This is a genomic window from Salinicola sp. CPA57 (assembly GCF_003206035.1).
Lineage (GTDB): Bacteria > Pseudomonadota > Gammaproteobacteria > Pseudomonadales > Halomonadaceae > Salinicola > Salinicola socius.
The window spans coordinates 82,609-99,602 of the sequence record NZ_PZJR01000014.1 but is presented as its reverse complement, the minus strand read 5'-3'; the positions used below and the strand labels follow the sequence as shown (position 1 = coordinate 99,602).

General features: G+C 69.4%; 18 protein-coding genes. 13 read left to right on the top strand and 5 right to left on the bottom strand.

Annotated features, from left to right (window positions below):
* The first annotated feature begins 343 nt into the window (after positions 1–343).
* From gspD to DOM36_RS16420, 11 genes are all read left to right on the top strand, one after another.
* The gene (gspD, locus tag DOM36_RS16470; protein WP_110643744.1) at positions 344–2,560 is read left to right on the top strand and encodes a type II secretion system secretin GspD; all 2,217 of its coding nucleotides are present in this window, start codon (positions 344–346) and stop codon (positions 2,558–2,560) included.
* Positions 2,557–4,065, top strand: coding sequence for an ATPase, T2SS/T4P/T4SS family (locus DOM36_RS16465; RefSeq protein WP_110643743.1), 1,509 nt, complete (start codon positions 2,557–2,559; stop codon positions 4,063–4,065). The genes gspD and DOM36_RS16465 overlap by 4 nt, the downstream gene beginning before the upstream one ends.
* 126 nt (positions 4,066–4,191) lie before the next feature.
* A complete protein-coding gene (gene gspF, locus DOM36_RS16460) occupies positions 4,192–5,400 on the top strand; it encodes a type II secretion system inner membrane protein GspF (protein WP_110643742.1) in 1,209 nt (402 codons plus the stop codon).
* 98 nt (positions 5,401–5,498) lie between these two features.
* Positions 5,499–5,939 (top strand): type II secretion system major pseudopilin GspG, encoded by a 441-nt coding sequence (gene gspG, locus DOM36_RS16455; RefSeq protein WP_110643741.1) that lies wholly within the window; start codon positions 5,499–5,501, stop codon positions 5,937–5,939.
* The gene (locus DOM36_RS16450; protein ID WP_157958668.1) at positions 5,936–6,412 is read left to right on the top strand and encodes a GspH/FimT family pseudopilin; all 477 of its coding nucleotides are present in this window, start codon (positions 5,936–5,938) and stop codon (positions 6,410–6,412) included. The genes gspG and DOM36_RS16450 overlap by 4 nt, the downstream gene beginning before the upstream one ends.
* Positions 6,409–6,801, top strand: coding sequence for a type II secretion system protein (locus DOM36_RS16445; RefSeq protein WP_110643739.1), 393 nt, complete (start codon positions 6,409–6,411; stop codon positions 6,799–6,801). Before DOM36_RS16450 ends, DOM36_RS16445 begins: the two co-directional genes overlap by 4 nt.
* Entirely contained in the window at positions 6,798–7,406 is a 609-nt protein-coding gene (locus tag DOM36_RS16440) for a prepilin-type N-terminal cleavage/methylation domain-containing protein (protein WP_110643738.1), read from the top strand. Before DOM36_RS16445 ends, DOM36_RS16440 begins: the two co-directional genes overlap by 4 nt.
* Entirely contained in the window at positions 7,403–8,494 is a 1,092-nt protein-coding gene (gspK, locus tag DOM36_RS16435; RefSeq protein ID WP_110643737.1) for a type II secretion system minor pseudopilin GspK, read from the top strand. Before DOM36_RS16440 ends, gspK begins: the two co-directional genes overlap by 4 nt.
* A complete protein-coding gene (locus DOM36_RS20345; RefSeq protein ID WP_198651312.1) occupies positions 8,494–9,849 on the top strand; it encodes a type II secretion system protein GspL in 1,356 nt (451 codons plus the stop codon). The genes gspK and DOM36_RS20345 overlap by 1 nt, the downstream gene beginning before the upstream one ends.
* Positions 9,846–10,394 (top strand): hypothetical protein, encoded by a 549-nt coding sequence (locus DOM36_RS16425; RefSeq protein WP_110643736.1) that lies wholly within the window; start codon positions 9,846–9,848, stop codon positions 10,392–10,394. Before DOM36_RS20345 ends, DOM36_RS16425 begins: the two co-directional genes overlap by 4 nt.
* On the top strand, positions 10,391–11,116 hold the full coding sequence (locus DOM36_RS16420) for a hypothetical protein (RefSeq protein WP_110643735.1): 726 nt from the start codon (positions 10,391–10,393) through the stop codon (positions 11,114–11,116). Before DOM36_RS16425 ends, DOM36_RS16420 begins: the two co-directional genes overlap by 4 nt.
* A gap of 21 nt (positions 11,117–11,137) precedes the next feature.
* Here DOM36_RS16420 and DOM36_RS16415 read toward each other — a convergent pair whose 3' ends face one another.
* Entirely contained in the window at positions 11,138–12,217 is a 1,080-nt protein-coding gene (locus tag DOM36_RS16415) for a 3-deoxy-7-phosphoheptulonate synthase (protein ID WP_110643734.1), read from the bottom strand.
* Positions 12,218–12,345: 128 nt separating this feature from the next.
* On the bottom strand, positions 12,346–12,471 hold the full coding sequence (locus DOM36_RS20600; RefSeq protein WP_279626522.1) for a hypothetical protein: 126 nt from the start codon (positions 12,469–12,471) through the stop codon (positions 12,346–12,348).
* A 170-nt stretch (positions 12,472–12,641) separates the two neighbouring features.
* On the opposite strand from DOM36_RS20600, the gene DOM36_RS16410 reads away from it, so the two are divergent.
* Together DOM36_RS16410 and DOM36_RS16405 are read left to right on the top strand one after the other, a co-directional pair.
* Positions 12,642–13,196 (top strand): sigma-70 family RNA polymerase sigma factor, encoded by a 555-nt coding sequence (locus DOM36_RS16410; protein WP_075568154.1) that lies wholly within the window; start codon positions 12,642–12,644, stop codon positions 13,194–13,196.
* Positions 13,175–13,882, top strand: coding sequence for an anti-sigma factor (locus DOM36_RS16405; protein ID WP_110643732.1), 708 nt, complete (start codon positions 13,175–13,177; stop codon positions 13,880–13,882). Before DOM36_RS16410 ends, DOM36_RS16405 begins: the two co-directional genes overlap by 22 nt.
* A gap of 45 nt (positions 13,883–13,927) precedes the next feature.
* Here the strand turns inward: DOM36_RS16405 and folM are convergent, their stop codons facing one another.
* From folM to ubiD, 3 genes are read right to left on the bottom strand one after another with little or no spacing between them, the layout of a single operon-like run.
* Positions 13,928–14,620, bottom strand: coding sequence for a dihydromonapterin reductase (gene folM, locus DOM36_RS16400; RefSeq protein WP_110643757.1), 693 nt, complete (start codon positions 14,618–14,620; stop codon positions 13,928–13,930).
* Complete coding sequence (locus DOM36_RS16395) at positions 14,617–15,447, bottom strand: FAD-binding oxidoreductase (protein WP_075568404.1); 831 nt, start codon at positions 15,445–15,447, stop codon at positions 14,617–14,619. The genes folM and DOM36_RS16395 overlap by 4 nt, the downstream gene beginning before the upstream one ends.
* 20 nt (positions 15,448–15,467) lie before the next feature.
* Positions 15,468–16,985, bottom strand: coding sequence for a 4-hydroxy-3-polyprenylbenzoate decarboxylase (gene ubiD, locus DOM36_RS16390; protein WP_075568156.1), 1,518 nt, complete (start codon positions 16,983–16,985; stop codon positions 15,468–15,470).
* Positions 16,986–16,994 lie beyond the last annotated feature (9 nt).

Here is a 16,994-nt window from a genome sequence, read left to right as displayed (position 1 = left end):
TGCCGCCGATACCCGCCGCCTGGCAGCGGCAGGCATCCGCGGCGGACCGGCGCATCCCGCTCACCGACCTGCCCTACCACGTGGTCGGTCGGGCACTTAGCGCAAGCGGCTCGGACTCGCTGGTGGTGCTGGCGACCCCAGACGGCCAGCGCGCACTGATGCCGGGCGACCGCATCGCCGCAGACATCACCCTGGCGCGTATCGATGGCGAGGGCGTGGTGCTGTCCCGCGGCGGGCGGCTGGAGCGGCTGCCCTGGCCCGAGCCGCCCGCGGCACCGAGCGGGGGGATCTCGCCCGCCGCCCCGGCCGCCGCCTCTTCATCCACGCTTTCGGAGTCATCCCCATGAGGCCCCTGCCGTATCGCTTGGTGGTCACGCTGCTGCTGGCGCTGCTGGTTCCGCCCCCTGCCCTGGCCCAGGCGCCCGCGGGCGAGGCGGCCAGCGCCACGACGGACGCCGCGCCGCGCTATGACGTCGACTTCCAGCAGACCAGCCTGCGCGAATTCATCGACAGCGTCGGGCGGATCACCGGCCATGAGTTCCTCGTCGACCCGCGGGTCCAGGGCAACATCTCGTTGACCAGTCAGCGACGGCTGAGCGCCGACGAGCTCTACCGCCTGTTTCAGAGCGAGCTGCAGATCAACGGCTATGCCACGGTCCCGCTCGGCGACGGTCGGGTGCGCATCGTGCCGGCCCAGGCCTCGCGCACCCAGCCGCTGCCGTTCGCCGATGCCGCCGAGGGGGCCAACGTCGCCACCCGCGTGATCGAGACACGCAACCTGGACGCCGCGACCCTGGCCAACGTGCTGCAGCCGCTGGTCGACAGCCAGGTGGGCACGGTCACGCCGTGGCCGGAGAGCCACCTGGTGGTGGTCACCGACTGGCGCGACAACCTCCAGCGACTGACCCAACTGGCCCGGCGTCTCGACCGCCAGCGCGACCTCCAGGCCGCAGTGCTGCCACTGGCGCACGCCTCCGCCGACGAGCTCGCCGGCACCCTGGACACGCTGATGCAACGCGAGGGCGGCGGTCAGGTGAAGGTGGTGGCCAACCCGCGTGCCAATGCCCTGGTGGCCTACGGCGATCCCGCCGGGCTGGCCCGGGTGCGCCAGCTCGTCGCCTCGCTGGATGCGCCCCAGGCCCGGACCCAGCAGCGCAACACCCGAGTGATCTATCTCGACAACGTCAGCGCCGAATCGGTGGTCGCGGTCCTCGGCGGGCTGACCGGCGAACGCCCCCAGAACGCGGACAGCGTCAATCCCCAAAGTCAGGTGCAGCAGTTGCTCCAGCGCGCCGGCGGTAGTGATAGCGCACTGCAGGGAGGCAGTCTCGGCGCCATGGCTGACACCAGCACCGGCGGGCTGCCGGCACTGCCGGACGCCACCAGCCGCAACGCCGCGGTCGCCGGCACCCTCGGCAGCGGCGACGACGCGGTCGGCTTCGCCGTCCACCCCTCGACCAACGCGCTGGTACTGATCGGCCCACCGGCGCGGCTCGACGCCTACGCCAGTATCATCAAGCAGCTCGACATCCGCCGCGCCCAGGTGGCGGTGGAGGCGATCATCGCCGAGATCACCGAGTCTCGCGCCAAGCGCCTCGGCGTGCAGTGGCTGTTCGGCGATCTCTCCGGCAGCGGCACGGTGCCGGTGGGCGGCTTCAACTACGCCGCCGACGGCCAGCCGGGGATCAACGCCATCGCCGGCGCCGCCGCGCGCAACGACACCAGCCAGCTGGCGCGGCTGCTCGGCAGCATCACCGGGGCCAGCGCCGGCGTCGGCCGGATCAGCGACAGCGGGGTGAGCTTCGCCGCCCTGCTCGGCGCGCTGCAGAGCGACAGCGAGACCAACCTGCTGTCGACCCCCTCGCTGACCACCCTCGACAACGCCCAGGCCTACATCCTGGTAGGCCAGGAGGTGCCCTTCGTCACCGGCTCCACCACCTTCAACGAGAACCCCTACCAGATCATCCAGCGCGAGGACATCGGGGTCAGCCTGCGCATCCGCCCCTCGATCAGCTCCGACAACACCATCCGCATGGATATCGTCCAGGAGGTGTCGTCGATCGATCCCAACGTCCAGGCCTCCGACGTGGTCACCAACAAGCGCGAGATCGAGACCTCGGTGATCACCCGCGACGGCGGCATCGTGGTGCTCGGCGGGCTGATCAGCAACGCCGGCAACTCGACCTCGGCACAAGTACCGCTGCTGGGCGACATCCCGCTGATCGGCAAGCTGTTCCAGTACGACCGTGACGAGCAGGAGAAGCGCAACCTGATGGTGTTCATCCGCGCCCGGGTGCTCCGCGACGCCGCCCAGATGGACAGCGCCACCGCCGACAAGTACCGCTACATGCGCGCCCAGCAGCTGCTCGCCGGCTTCGACGAGGATCAGGCGCTGGCGCCCTGGGAGGTGGCCAGCACGGTCGCCGCCGACAGGTCGTCGGCTGGCGCGGGAACGGGTGGTGGCGGTGGGGATGGAGCGGCGCCGGCCTCACCGGGTCAGCCGCGCTGGAGCGCGCTGTTCCCCGACCAGCGCAGCCGCCTGGGGAGCCTGGCGCCATGACCGCGACCGCGGCCCTCACCGCCGGCGACGACCTAGCGCCACTGCCCTACCGGCTGGCCAAGCGCGCCGGGGTGGCGCTGGCCCCGGGCATCCATGGCTACCGCCTGCTGTGCCGCGACACGCCATCGCCGCTGCAGCTCGAGGTGCTGCAGGACATCCAGCGTCGCCTGGGCCGCGCCGAGGGCTGCGAGTGGCTCGACGGCGACACCTTCGAGGCGCGTCTGGCCGCGCTGCACGATGGCGAGCGTGCCGACAACGCGGCGCTGCTGGAGGGCCTGGCCGAGCACGTCGACCTCGACAGCCTGATGCAGGAGCTGCCTCGCGCCGAGGATCTGCTCGAGAGCGAGAACGAAGCGCCGGTGATCCGGCTGATCAACGGCGTCTTCTCCGAGGCCCTGCGCCTGTCCGCGTCGGACATTCACGTCGAGCCCTTCGAGCGCGAGCTGGTGATCCGCCTGCGGGTGGATGGCGCCATGCGCGAGGCGCTGCGCCCGCCGCGAGTGCTGGCGCCGGTGCTGATCTCGCGGATCAAGGTGATGGCGCGGCTCGACATCGCCGAGAAGCGCCAGCCCCAGGATGGCCGCATCACCGTGCGCGCCGCCGGGCGTGACGTCGACATCCGCGTCTCCACCCTGCCCGGTATCCACGGCGAGCGGGTGGTGATGCGTCTGCTCGACAAGCACGCGGCCCTGCTCGATCTCGACCGTCTGGGCATGCCGCCGGCGGTGCTCGAGCGCTATCGTCGGGTGCTCCAGCAGCCCAACGGTATCCTGCTCAACACCGGGCCCACCGGTTCGGGCAAGACCACCACGCTCTACGCCAGCCTCAATGCGCTCAACGACCGCAGCCGCAATATCCTCACCGTCGAGGACCCGGTGGAGTACGCCATCCCGGGTATCGGCCAGACTCCGGTCAACCCCCACGCCGGGCTCACCTTCGCCCGCGGCCTGCGCGCCATCCTGCGCCAGGACCCGGACGTGATCATGATCGGCGAGATCCGCGACCTGGAGACCGCCGCCACCGCGGTGCAGTCGAGCCTCACCGGCCACCTGGTGCTCTCGACCCTGCACACCAACAGCGCGCTGGGGGCGATCGCGCGCCTGCGCGACATGGGCATCGAGCCGTTCCTGCTGGCGACCAGCCTCAAGGGGGTGATGGCGCAGCGCCTGGTGCGCCGGTTGTGCCCGGCGTGCAGCGATTGGCGCCCGCGCCGCGCCGACGACGCCCAGTGGCTGCCCGGCATCGAGACCTTACCGCGCCTGGCCGAGTCCCAGGGCTGCGAGAGCTGCGACCACAGCGGCTATCGCGGGCGCCTGGGCCTTTACGAGTTCATCCCCATCGACGCCCATCTGGCCGGCCTGATCCATGAGCGCGCCCCCGAGGCGGCGCTGGCCGAGTACGCCTTCGGCCAGGCCGGCGCCCAGAGCCTGGCGCAGGCGGCGCTAGCGCGGCTGGCTGCGGGCGAAACCGCCCTCGACGAGGTGCTGCGTGCGATCCACCGCTGAGCGCGCGGCCCGCGCTGACCTCAAACTGCCATCGTCCGTGGGTCAGACTACGGCGCCATCGATGCCCGTCATGACCGTCGCGATGCGTGACGGGCGCCATATCGACATCGCTACTGGGGAGGGTCCATGCCTACCTATCGCTATGTCGCCCTGAGCCCCGACGGCCGCCGCCAGCGCGACGTGCTGCAGGCCGAGAGCGAGCGCCAGGCGCGCCAGCTGCTGCACGAGCGTGGCCTGTTCCCGCGCCGGCTGGCGCTGGTGCGGGGCGCCGATGCCCCAGGTCGCAGCGCAGGCCGCGGGCGCCTCGATACCACCAGCCTGGCGCTGCTCACGCGCCAGCTGGCGACGCTGATCGACGCCGGCATCCCGCTCAGCGACGCCCTCGACGCCCTCACCCGCCAGGCCGAGCGCCAGCGCGAACGGGCGCTGCTGCTGGCGGTGGGCAACCGGGTGCGCGAGGGCCACTCGCTGGCCGACAGCCTGAAGCCCCACGCGAGCTTCGATCTGCTCTACCGCTCGCTGGTCGCCGCCGGCGAACGCGCCGGGCGCCTGGCGTTGGTGCTCGAACGCCTGGCCGACCACCTCGAGCGGGTCCAGGCGCAGCGTCAGAAGGCGCGCACCGCGCTGGTCTATCCGCTGGTGCTGGCGGGGGTGTCACTAGCGGTGATTAGCGGGCTGATGACCTGGGTGGTGCCACGCCTGGCGCAGCAGTTCGAGCGCTCCGACATGGCGCTGCCGTGGCTGACCCGGCTGATGATCGGCCTCTCCCAGCTGACACTGAGCCTAGGGCCGTGGCTACTCGCGCTGCTGCTGCTCGGCCTGCCGCTGGCGATACGGGTGCTGCGCCGACCGGCGCCGCGGGCGCGGCTCGACGCCCTGCTGCTCGGCCTGCCGCGCCTGGGCGAGCTGATCCGGCTGCTCGACACCGGGCGCCTGACCCGCACCCTGGCAATCCTCACCCGCAGCGGCATCGCCCTGCTGGAGGCGCTGCGGGTGAGCCGCGACACCCTGGGCAACCATGGCATGCGCGAGGCGGTGGCGCTGATCGAGCAGCGCGTCGAGAGCGGGGTCAGCCTGCATCGGGCGATGCAGGAGTCGGGGCGCTTCTCGCCCTCACTACTGCACATGGTCGCCAGCGGCGAGGCCAGCGGCACCCTAGACAACATGCTCGAACGCATCGCCGACGCCCAGGAGGGCACCTTCAACCGCCGCGTCGACATGGCCCTGGCGCTGTTCGAGCCGCTGATGATCCTGGTCATGGGCGCGGTGGTGCTGACGGTGGTGCTCGCCATCCTGCTGCCGATCATGCAGCTCAACAGCAGCGTGGCGCTGTGACGCCCACCACGCCGCCATCGACGATATCGCGCGCTGCAGGCCATACGCCGTCAGCGCCCATCCGCCATCAGCCCATCTGCAACAACAGAGGAAACGGCATGACACGCGCTCCCCGTCCCGGCCACCAGTCCGGCTTCACCCTGCTCGAGATCATGGTGGTGATCTTCATCATCGGCCTGCTGGTGGCGATCGTCGCCCCCAATGTGCTGAGCAACCAGGACGACGCCATGCAGCAGAAGGCGCGCGCCGATCTCTCGACCCTCGAGCAGGCCCTCGACATGTACCGTCTCGACAACTACCGCTACCCCACCACCCAACAGGGGCTGGCGGCGCTGGTCAGTCGCCCCACCAGCGACCCGCAGCCGGACAACTATCGCGAAGACGGCTATATCCGGCGCCTGCCCGAGGACCCCTGGGGCCACCCCTATCACTACGCCAGCCCCGGCCAACACGGCCGGGTCGATCTCTACAGCCTGGGCGCCGACGACCAGCCCGGCGGCGAGGGCATCGATGCCGACATCGGCAACTGGATGCTGTGAGGTCTCGTGGCGCCCGGGGCTTCTCGCTGATCGAGCTGCTGGTGGTGATCGTGATCATCGCCCTGGGATCAAGTCTCGCCGTGGCCTGGCTGGCGGGTACGCGCCCCGGCGAGCGGCTCGACCGCGAGGCCCGCGAGCTGGCCGGTACCTTCCGCCTGGCCGCGGACGTCGCCCGGGCGCGCCAGCGGGTGATCGGCTGGCAGCCGCAGGGCGACGGCTATCGCTTCGTCAGCTGGCAGCCCGGCCATGGCTGGCAGCCCTTCGGCGAGCGGCTGGGGCTCGCCGCGCAGCGCTGGGATCCGCCGCTGCAGCCCAGCCGCCAGCCGCCGGCCGCCGACACCACCACGCCCTGGCTGGTGTGGCTGCCCGACGGCGAGGTGGTGGGCGCGCATGTCCAATTGGCCAGCGACGGCGCCCGCCGCACCCTGGCAGTGGACGCGCTCGGCGTCAGCGTGACAGGCAGTGGACGATGAGTGCCAGGCGCGGCTACCACGAGGCCCCATGCCAGCGCGGCTTCACCCTGCTCGAGGTGATGGTGGCGCTGTTCATTCTGGCGCTGATCGCGGTGATCGTAGCCCAGGGCGTGCAGCAGCGGGTGCGCATCGCCGAGAGTGCGGCGCGCCGCGCCCCTATGCTGCTGTGCGCGCGGGAGTTCGAGAGCCGCGCTGCGCTCGACCACTACTGGCCGCGCCTGGGCACCCAGCAGGGCGAACTGAGCCAGACGGGGCACACCTGCTGGTGGCGGCTGACGGTGAGCACCACGCCGATCCAGCGTCTGCGCCAGGGGCGCCTGGCGCTCTACGACGCCCCGGCCCGCGCGCACCCGGTGCTCACCTTCACCCTCTATCTGGCGCCACCGTGATACCCGTCCTCCGAGCCACAACGCGCCAGCGCGGCTTCACCCTGCTCGAGGTGATGATCGCCATCGCCCTGACCACGCTGGTCGGCATCGGCGTGGCGGCGCTGGTCAATCAGCTGGTGAGTGTCCGCGAGCGCTTCGCCGAACCAGCCCCACTGGACGCGGAGATCGATTTCAGCCGCCTGCTCACGCGGCGCCTGGAGGCGCTGGTACAGCGCCCGGTGCACGAACGCGGCCTGGTCCTGTTCAACCTGCCGCTGGCCTATCGTGCCGATCTGGCACGGCTGGAGTGGGTCTCGCTGGGCGCCCTGGCGCTGCCGGTAGGCGATTTCTACACCCGCCTGCGCCGCCAGCGCCTGCAGTGGGATCGCGACAGCGCCACCCTGACGCTCGATTCCAGCGGGCTGCTCGACGCCGCCGGGGAGCCCGAGTGGCAGCGGGTGGCCGCGCTCGACGGCGTCAACGCGTTGACGCTGGAGTTCTTCGCCGCCGGGCGCTGGCTCGCCGCGCCGCCGCCGAACGGCATCGCCCAGGGCGTGCGCGTGCAGTGGCAGCGCCACGGCCGGCTAATGACATCGACCGCCATCCTGCCGGAGCTGCTGCCATGACCCCGCCGCCGAGCGCCCGCCGCGGCTCATCGGGCGTGCCGCGCCAGACCGGGGCCGCGCTGCTGATGGTGCTGCTGGCGCTGGCGCTGGTGAGCGTCACCCTGAGCGCGCTGACCCTGCAGGGGCGGCGCGAGCTGACCCGGCTCGAACTGCTGCAGCAGGAGACCCAGGCCGAGTTCTACGCCCGCGGCGCGGAGATCATCGCCCGCCGTGCGCTCACCGATGCCGCGGTGCGCCACGCCGACCTGTGGTGGCAGACCCTGGCCGGGCGCCCGCTGCGCTACCCCACCGACGCCGGCGAGCTGCGTCTGGTGGTGCACGATCTGCGCACCTGCTTCAACCTCAACGCACTCGGCGGCAGCCAGGCCGCGCTGGCCCAGCTCCAGCTGCGCTACTGGGCGGCGAATTACGCCGGCGAGCGCCTCACCGACATGACGCCGGGCGAGTTCGTCGCCCGCCTCGCCGACTGGATAGACCCCGACAACATCCCCCGCGCCGGCGGCATGGATGGCGCCGACTATGCGCGCCTCGATCCGCCCCGGACGAGCGCCGACACCTGGCTGCGCGATCCCAGCGAGATCAACTGGCTGGCGCCCCTGGACAGCCGCCGCGTCGGCCGCTTCGGTGAGCTCTGCACCCTCCCCGACGACGGCCCCTGGCGGCTCAACCTCAACGCCCTCGGGCCCGGCGACCTGCCGCTGCTGGATGCGCTGTTCGAGGGCCAGGTCGATCGCGGCGCCCTGGCCACGCTGCTGCGTTCCCGCCCACCGGGGGGCTACAACAGTCTCGACGCGGCGCGCCAGGTGCTGGGCGGCGATGCACCCTGGCTCGACCGCTTCAGCAACCGCCTGCGCCTGACCCCGGACTATGTGGCACTGGAAATCCGCATCCGCCTGGCAGGGCAGCACTACGACTTCCAGCGCCGGCTGCTGGCCGAGGGCACCAGCGCCTTCTACCCGCAGCAGCCGGCCGCGCGGGTGCGAGTGCTGAGCCGCCGCAGCGGCTACCCCAGCGACCGGCTCGACGCCGTCTCGACCGACGCCACCGGGCCGGCGGCGGACAACCTCTTCACCCAGGAGCAGCCCTGATGCGCCGATCCGGACGCCCGGCGCGCGCCGCCACCCGCCTGCTCGTCGCCCCGCGCCAGCGCCTTGCGCCGCTTACCGATGCAGGCGCCGACGCCAACACAGGCACAGGCACAGGCACAGGCACCATGCCCTGCGTCGACTGGTGCCTAGAAGGCACTACCCCACAGACGCTGAGCGCCGCCAGCCCCGCCGAAGCGTGGCAGGCGCTGACGCGGCTGGCCGCGACCCATCCGGTCACCCTGCTGCTGCCAGCGGATGCGGTCAGCCACTTCCATCTCGCCGCGCCGCGCGGGCTCAAGCGTCGCGAATGGCCGCTGCTGCTGGAGACAGTGACCAGCGATGCGGTGGACCAGCTCCATCTGCACGCTCTGCAACGCGGCCGCGGCCACCTGGAACTGATCGCCCTGCCGCGGGCCGAGCTCGCCGCCTGGCACGCCTGGGCGCAGCACCTCGGCCTGGCCCCGGCGGGCTGGAGCTGCCCCTTTCTGGCACTGCCGCGGCCGGCGACACCGGAGCAGATCACCACACTCGACGACGGCAGCCATCGCCTGTGCCTGGGGCTGGCAGCGCCCGCGGCATCGGGCGCGCCGGAGACTCGCCAGTGGCTGGCGTGGCCGCGAGACTGGCCGCCGCCGCCGATCTGGCGCGAGCGCGACTGCCAGGTGGTCGATGGCGCTATCGATACCCATCTCGATGCCGATACCCATGGCGGTGCCGGCCAGCCGCAACAGTGCGGCGACAACCGAGACGACGACGGGAACGATGGCGGCGAAGAAGCCGCCGAGCACGCCCGGCGTCGCAGCCTCACCTGGCTGGCGGCGCGCCCCCCCGCCGCGCTGCCATTCGCCGATGACAGCGGGCCGCGCTGGCACGGCGCTGCCTGGCGACCGCGGCGGCGCACGCGCTGGCTGGCGGGAGCCATCGCCCTGCTGGCACTGCTCGACGCCTCGCTGTGGCTGGCCACGAGCTGGCGCGAGGACGCCGCGGCGAGCCAGCGTCAGGCGGCGGCCCTGGCCGCGCGCTTCACAACCGCCCCGCCGGCCGATGCCCCGACCGCCTTGGCCCGACGTGAAGCCGCCATCGAGGCCCTGACGCAGCGCAACCGCCAGCTGAGCGAGGCGCTGGCGCAGGCCACGGCACAGCTCGCCGCCACGCCCTGGCAGCTATCACGGCTGGCAGTCACCGGGAACCAGGCGACGCTGGCCTGGCGCTACCCCGAGCCGCCGGCGCCGGTGGTGGTGAACCGGGCCCGCCAGCGGCTGGCCGACCTGGGCGAGCCGCAGTGGCAGGCGGGGCCGGGCGAGCTGAGCCTGAACCTCTCCCTCGCCGCCAACACCCCGGAGCCCACGCCATGAGCCGACTTGTCCCTCGTCTGCCCGCTCGCCTGGCGCCGCTGTGGACGGCGCGCTCGGCGCGGGAGAAAGGACTCCTGATGCTGGCGCTGGTCGGTGTGCTGGCCTACGCCGGCCACGCCGCACTGACACGTCTGCCCGCAGGGGGCGAGCCGTTCGCCACGGTGAGGCCGGCGCCGAGCCTGCTGCGGCTGCCGCCGATCGCGCCGGTGAACGTCGAGCAATGGCGCAGCGCCGCGGTGGAACAGGGGCTGGCGCTGACCCGCATCGAGGTGACGGAGCATGGCGTCACGACCCGCGGCGAGGCGGCCTCCCCCGCGGCGTTCAGCGACTTCGCCCGCTGGGCGGCGCAGCATGGCTGGTGGGCGGTGGGATGGCAGCTCGAACGCCGCGAGGGGCAGAGCCTGGCGCTGGCAGCGCACTGGCGCAGTCAGCTCGAAAGGCCGGGTTCGGGGCCAGAGTCAGAGCCGGGTTCGGGGCCGGAATCAGAGCTGGGGCCAGGATCGGCGCCGCTGGATACCCGCGCAACAGCGACGGAGAGCCCATGATGCGACGCGGTATCGCCGTTCTGGGGACACTCGGCGCGGGGCTGACCATCGCCCTCGTCTTCGTATCGACATTAGCCCTGACCTGGCCGCTGACGACCTTCGGCCCGCGGGTAGCGGTGGCCCACGATGTCACCCTGGTCGCCCCCTCGGGGACGCTGACGGCGGGCCGCGTGGCTCGCATCGTCTGGCGCGCCGATGGCTGGCCGCTGGCGCTGGGGCCGCTCGACTGGCAACTGGCCTGGCCCGGCCAGCTCGCGCTCACCCTGGGTGAAGGCCGCGGCGCCTGGCACGCCCGCGGCACCTGGCGCGGCCTCGACACCCACTGGACGATCAGCGGCGGCGACCTCGACGCGCTCGATCTCTCGCGCCTGCCGCTGGCGCTGGCGGCGCGCTGGGAGGGGCAGCTGGATGTCACCCTGCGCGGCAGGCGCTGTCTCGCCAGTCACGGCGCGCTGACGGCCTCCAGCGTGACGTTGCTCACCCCGATCCGGGTCGCGCTGGGCCACGCCAGACTGCAGCTCACGTGCCGTGGCGGCGCGCCCGAGCTGCGGCTGAACCTGGAACGGGGTCAGGCCCTGGCGCTCGCCCTGACACTCGAGCCCGACAGCGGCCGGGGCGAGCTGCGCGGGCGCATCGCCGACAGCCATCCGCTGGCCGAGTGGCGCCGGCGTCTAAATCCCGACGCCAGCGGCGAACGACTCGAACACCATTTCCGCTGGTAGCGCTTGCGCTGATGGCGCAGCTCAGCGCGGCTGGCGCAGACGTTCGGCCACTCGCGTCAGCAGACTGCCGGTCGCGTCCCACCCCAGGCAGGCGTCGGTGATCGAGACGCCATAACGGAGCGCGGCGGGATTCAGCGCCTGCTTGCCTTCGAACAGATGGCTCTCGAGCATCACGCCGATCAGGCTGCGCTCGCCCGCTAGCCGCTGCTCCAGCACATCGTGGAGAACCTCTGTCTGGCGCCGATGATCCTTGTGCGAGTTGGCATGGCTACAGTCGACCATGATCCTCGGCTCGAGCCCGGCCTGCGCCATTGCCCGGCGGCTGGCAGCCACGCTCCCGGCATCGTGGTTGGGCCCGCTGCGACCGCCGCGCAGCACCAGGTGCGTGGCGGAGTTTCCCGGCGTCTCGATCATCGCTGGCCCCCCTTGGGCAGTGACGCCGAAATGGCGATGCGAGTGGGCGGCCGACTGCATTGCCGCTATCGCGACATCGATGTTGCCCTGGGTGCCGTTCTTGAAACCTACCGCCGCCGCCAGACCGCTGGCCAGTTCACGATGGATCTGGGATTCGGTGGTACGCGCGCCGATCGCCACCCAGCTCAGCAGGTCGTCGAAGTAGGCGCTGGCCATCGGCTGCAGCAGCTCGGTGGCGATCGGGAGACCCATTTCGGCGATATCGCGCATCAGGTGTCTTGCCATGGCCAGACCTGCGGCCATGTCGTCGCTGCCATCCAGGTGGGGGTCGTAGGCCATGCCCTTCCAGCCGACGGTCGTGCGCGGTTTCTCGACGTAGACTCTCATCACCAGCAGCAACCGATCGCCGACTACCGCATTGAGCGCCGCCAGACGTTCGGCGTACTCGAGGGCCGCGGCAGGATCATGTACCGAGCAGGGCCCGGTGACGACCAGCAGACGATCGTCCTCGCCGTCGAGAATGGCACGTATGGCCTGTTGGCTCGCGGCGATCTGGGTCTCCAGTGCCGTGCTCAACGGCACTGCCTGGCGCAGTTCGTGCGCCGTCGGCAACGGCAGCGTTCTGATGGTAGACAGGGTAGCCCGTCTCGAAGGGGTCGGTTTCAGCTCGGCGGTAGCGGCGTTCATAACGATCTCATTCCAGGTGAATTCAAGAATTGAGACCCGAAACGCGAGAACCCCCGGTTGGGGCTGCCATCCGGGGGTTCTTGATGCGAGGAGGCAGCCCGGTTCCGGGCGTGCCTCGCGGGTTCAGGTCATATCGACCAACCGGCGGGCACGCCAGTCCTAAACCAGTAGCCATAACCAGAGAACGCCAACGCCATCACACCGCCAGAAGCGCAGGCGGTGTCGATGAAGCGTGTGTCGTGGCGTTCGGTCATGACAATCTCTCGCAGAGAGTCTTCGTAAGTCGTGGTTCTATCCTAACGCCCCGATGAATTTTGACAAGTCTTTTGGCGTGAATGACAACCGATCGCCATCCGCGCTTTACTTGTTGGGGCCCGTTGGCGAGACTGACGCACAAGAAAAAGAAAGCATTCTAAGGACTTCCATGGCCTACCCGCCTCATGACGTGCTGATCGACAATCTCCACGCCAGCGCCCGTGGCGACGGTCTCGCATTCGAAAAGCTCTACCGCGCGACCAGTCCGCATCTATATGCCCAGCTATTGCGTATCGTCAGACAGGAAGCCGCCGCACAGGACTGCCTGCAGCTGGTGTATCTGCGCGTGTGGCAGGTGGCCGGGCAGTACGATGCCACCCGCGCCCGTCCGATGACCTGGCTGTCGACGCTCACGCGCAATATCGGTATCGACTGGCTGAGGCGTCAGCGCCCCCAGGAAGCCGACGGTAATGCCATCATCGAGACCTTGCCCGGCGAGACCGATGTCGAGCGCGAGAGCGACCTCAATCAGCAGGCGGCGTCTCTACAGCAGTGCCTGACCGAATTGACGACGCAGCAGCGCCAGGCGCTAGAACTCGCGTTTTTCGAAGGGCTGACCCACCACGACCTGGCATCACATCTGACCACGCCGCTGGGAACCGTCAAGAGCTGGGTCCGGAGAGGCCTCGAGAGGTTGAAGGCATGCATGACACGTTTAGCTTGAGCGATCCCGAAGCGCGAGACCTGGCGGCCGGCGAGTACGTCCTCGGCACGCTGGATCGCGACCAGTGCGCAGAATTCGAAGCGCTGCTGGCGGTCAGCTCGGATCTGCAACGCAGCGTCGATGCGTGGCGGGAACACCTGCAACTGCTCAACCAGCAGTTGGAAGCGGTCTCCCCTCCCAGCCGGTTGTGGGCGGATATCGCCTCCCGCCTGGGGCTGCGAACCGGTCTGATCCATCGACTCGATTTCTGGCGTGCTTTCAGTGGTTTCGCCACCGCTGCGGCGCTGGCGCTGGCGACGATCGCGCTGGCACCACGCGAGCCGCCGATGATGCCGGGGGAATATGTCTTCGTGATCAATCAGCCCAGCGGTCAGCCGGGCTGGATCCTCAATGCCACGCTGGATGGCAAGATGATGGTTCAGGCCGTCGCGCCGGGCCCGATGCCGTCAGGAAAAGGTGGCGAACTGTGGATGATGGAGAACGGCACGCCGATCTCCCTGGGGATGCTGCCCATTCACGGGCAGGCCACCATGCAGCTGCCGGCCAAGATGCTGGGGCTGATGAAGACGGCAGATTTCGCCGTCAGCATGGAACCCAGCGCCGGTGCACCGGGAGGCAAACCGTCCGGGCCGGTGATCGACGAAGGCAAGCTGGTGCAGATCCGCAACAGTACCGTCTCGTTGTGATACCCGTCTCGTTATGACACGCCGTGGCGGGCTCGTGGGTGGCCGTCAGGCGAGGTGCTGGCCACCGTCGACCGGTACGACGGTGCCGGTCACGAAATCGTTGTCCAGCAGATAGCGCAAGGTCTGATACACCACGCCGGGCCCGGGCACACGCCGCCCGGATTCCCGGCTGCCATCATCGTCATCGTTGAGCATCACCAGGCCCGGGGCGATGGCGTTGACCTGAATCCGCGGCGCGAACTGCGCCGCAAACGATCGGGTCAGACTCTCCAGCCCGGCCTTGGTCGCGGCATAGGCTGCCTGGCCGGCAGCGCCACGCTGCACCACGCTGTCGGTGATATGCACGATGTCACACTGCGGTTCCTGACACGCCTCCAGCAGCGCCTTCGCATGCAGATTGATCAGATAGGGCGCCTGCATGTGGACGCGAAACAGGCGCTCGAAGGTTGCCCCTGCCGCCTCCGGCTCGGGATCCGATAGCCACTCGCCGGCGTTGTGAATGATGGCGCGTAGACTCGAGGTGCTATCGCGTAGCCGAGCGATGAAGTCGAGAATCCCGGCTTCACTGGCAAAATCCGCGGCCAGGGTCACGGCACCGCGCGCCCGCAGCGCCGACAGCGCCTCGCGCTCGCGGCGATAGGTGAGGATGACCGGATGGCCGTCGTCGAGCAGCCGTTCGGCGCAGTGTCGACCCAGGCGCTGAGCACCACCGGTGATCAGAATCGGGGATTGGCTCACGACTTCTTCTCCGATGACCACGCGCTCTCGCCCGGGGTCAGTGGCGCCCGTGCCGGGTCGCCTTCCGGCAGCGGCAGAAAGGGAATGCGCGGCGCGTAGCTGAAGACGTCCGAATGGACCTGCTGTTCGACCAGCCCCATCGGTGCCAATGTGTCCACGCAGGCATAGACCATGCCCGGAGAGCCGGCGAGATAGATCTCGATCCCCGTCAGCGACTCGAGCTGCCGCCCCAGCACGTCGGCCAGTACCTGGTCGATACGCCCGCTGTGCCAGTGGATGTCCGACAGCGCCTCGAGCTCGGTCTCGGGTGACTCGACCACGGCGTGGAACTGCACGTTCGCGTAGGTTCGGGCCCACTCCCGCGCCAGGGTCTCGGCATAGAGATCGCGACGCTCGCGCACCGCCCACCAGATCGAAAGGTCTCTCTCGGGGTTCTCGGCCAAAGCCGCTTCGACGATAGCCTTGAGCTGGGCAAAGCCGGTGCCGGCGGCGATCAACAGCAGCGGCTCGGAGCGCTTCGGTGGCAGAACGCACTCACCGCTGGGGAGACGAACCGACAGTCGGTTACGATGGGTCAACAGCTGTCGCAGACGTGCCGAGTGAGTGCGTTCCGGCCAATGCTGGATATGCAGTTCCAGCCGACCGTCGCCGGCCTCGGCGCAGGCGATAGAGAAAGGCACCCAGGTCTCCTCGTGCAACTCCAGTTCGAGATACTGGCCGGGTGCATGGGCAATCGCCTCGGCGCGCCCTTCTAGCACGACCCGAAATACGTCGGGCGTCAGATCCTCGACGGTTTCCACCTGGCAGGTCAACGTTCTGACCGTCATGTTCACCTCATTGCTTGCCGTCATGCCGCCCCATCATTCGAGGATTTCCCGGTTCGCGCCGATGGTGGCGCGATATCGATACCGTAGCTTTCCCAGCGTTCGTCGACGCGCGATCGGGTCGCTGAATCCATCACGATGGGCTCGCCCCACTCGCGCGTGGTTTCACCGGGCCACTTGTTGGTGGCATCGAGACCCATCTTCGATCCCAGCCCCGCCGTCGGAGAGGCAAAATCGAGATAGTCGATCGGCGTGTTTTCCACCATCACCGTATCCCGTGCCGGATCCATCCGTGTGGTGATCGCCCAGATCACGTCTTCCCAATTGCGCGCGTCGACATCGTCATCCAGCACGATCACGAACTTGGTGTACATGAACTGACGCAGGAAACTCCACACGCCCATCATCACGCGCTTGGCATGGCCGGGATACTGCTTCTTCATGGTGACGATCGCCATCCGGTAGGAGCAGCCTTCCGGTGGCAGATAGAAATCGACGATCTCGGGAAACTGCTTGCACAGGATCGGCACGAACACTTCATTGAGCGCCAGGCCCAGCACCGCCGGCTCGTCCGGCGGGCGGCCGGTGTAGGTAGAGTGGTAGATCGGATCACGACGATGGGTGATTCGCTCGACGGTGAATACGGGAAAACTTTCGACTTCGTTATAGTAACCGGTATGGTCGCCATAGGGCCCTTCGGGCGCCATGTCATCCGGATGAATGTAGCCTTCCAGCACGATCTCGCTCGACGCTGGAACCTCCAGATCGGCATGGCCGCACTTGACCAGCTCGGTCCGCGAGCCGCGCAGCAGCCCCGCGAAGGCATACTCGGAAAGCGTGTCCGGCACCGGCGTCACTGCGCCCAGGATGGTCGCCGGATCGGCGCCCAGCGCTACCGCGACCGGGAAGGGCTCGCCGGGATGAGCCTGCTGCCACTCGCGGAAGTCCAGCGCCCCGCCCCGATGACTCAGCCAGCGCATGATCAGACGATTCCTGCCGAGCTTCTGCTGGCGATAGATGCCCAGATTCTGGCGCGACTTGTGCGGGCCCTTGGTCACCACCAGCGCCCAGGTCACCAGCGGCGCGACGTCGCCCGGCCAGCAGTGCTGAATCGGCAGGCGGTCGAGATCGACATCCTCGCCTTCGAGCACGACCTGCTGACACGGTGCCGAACGCAGCGTTTTCGGCCCCATGCTCATGACCTGCTTGAAGATCGGCAGCTTCTCCCAGGCATCCTTGAGCCCCTTGGGCGGGTCCGGCTCCTTCAGAAAAGCCAGCAGCTTGCCGACCTCGCGCAGTGCCTCGACACTCTCCTGGCCCATACCGAACGCCACCCGCTCAGGCGTCCCGAACAGGTTTCCCAGGACCGGCATGTCGCTACCCTTGACGTTCTCGAACAGCAGCGCGGGTCCGCCGGCACGCAGCGTGCGGTCACAGATCTCGGTGATCTCGAGGTATGGATCCACCTCCACCGTGACGCGCTTGAGCTCGCCGCGAGCTTCCAGCGCCGCGATGAAGTCCCGTAAATCATGATATTTCATGGCGTTGCC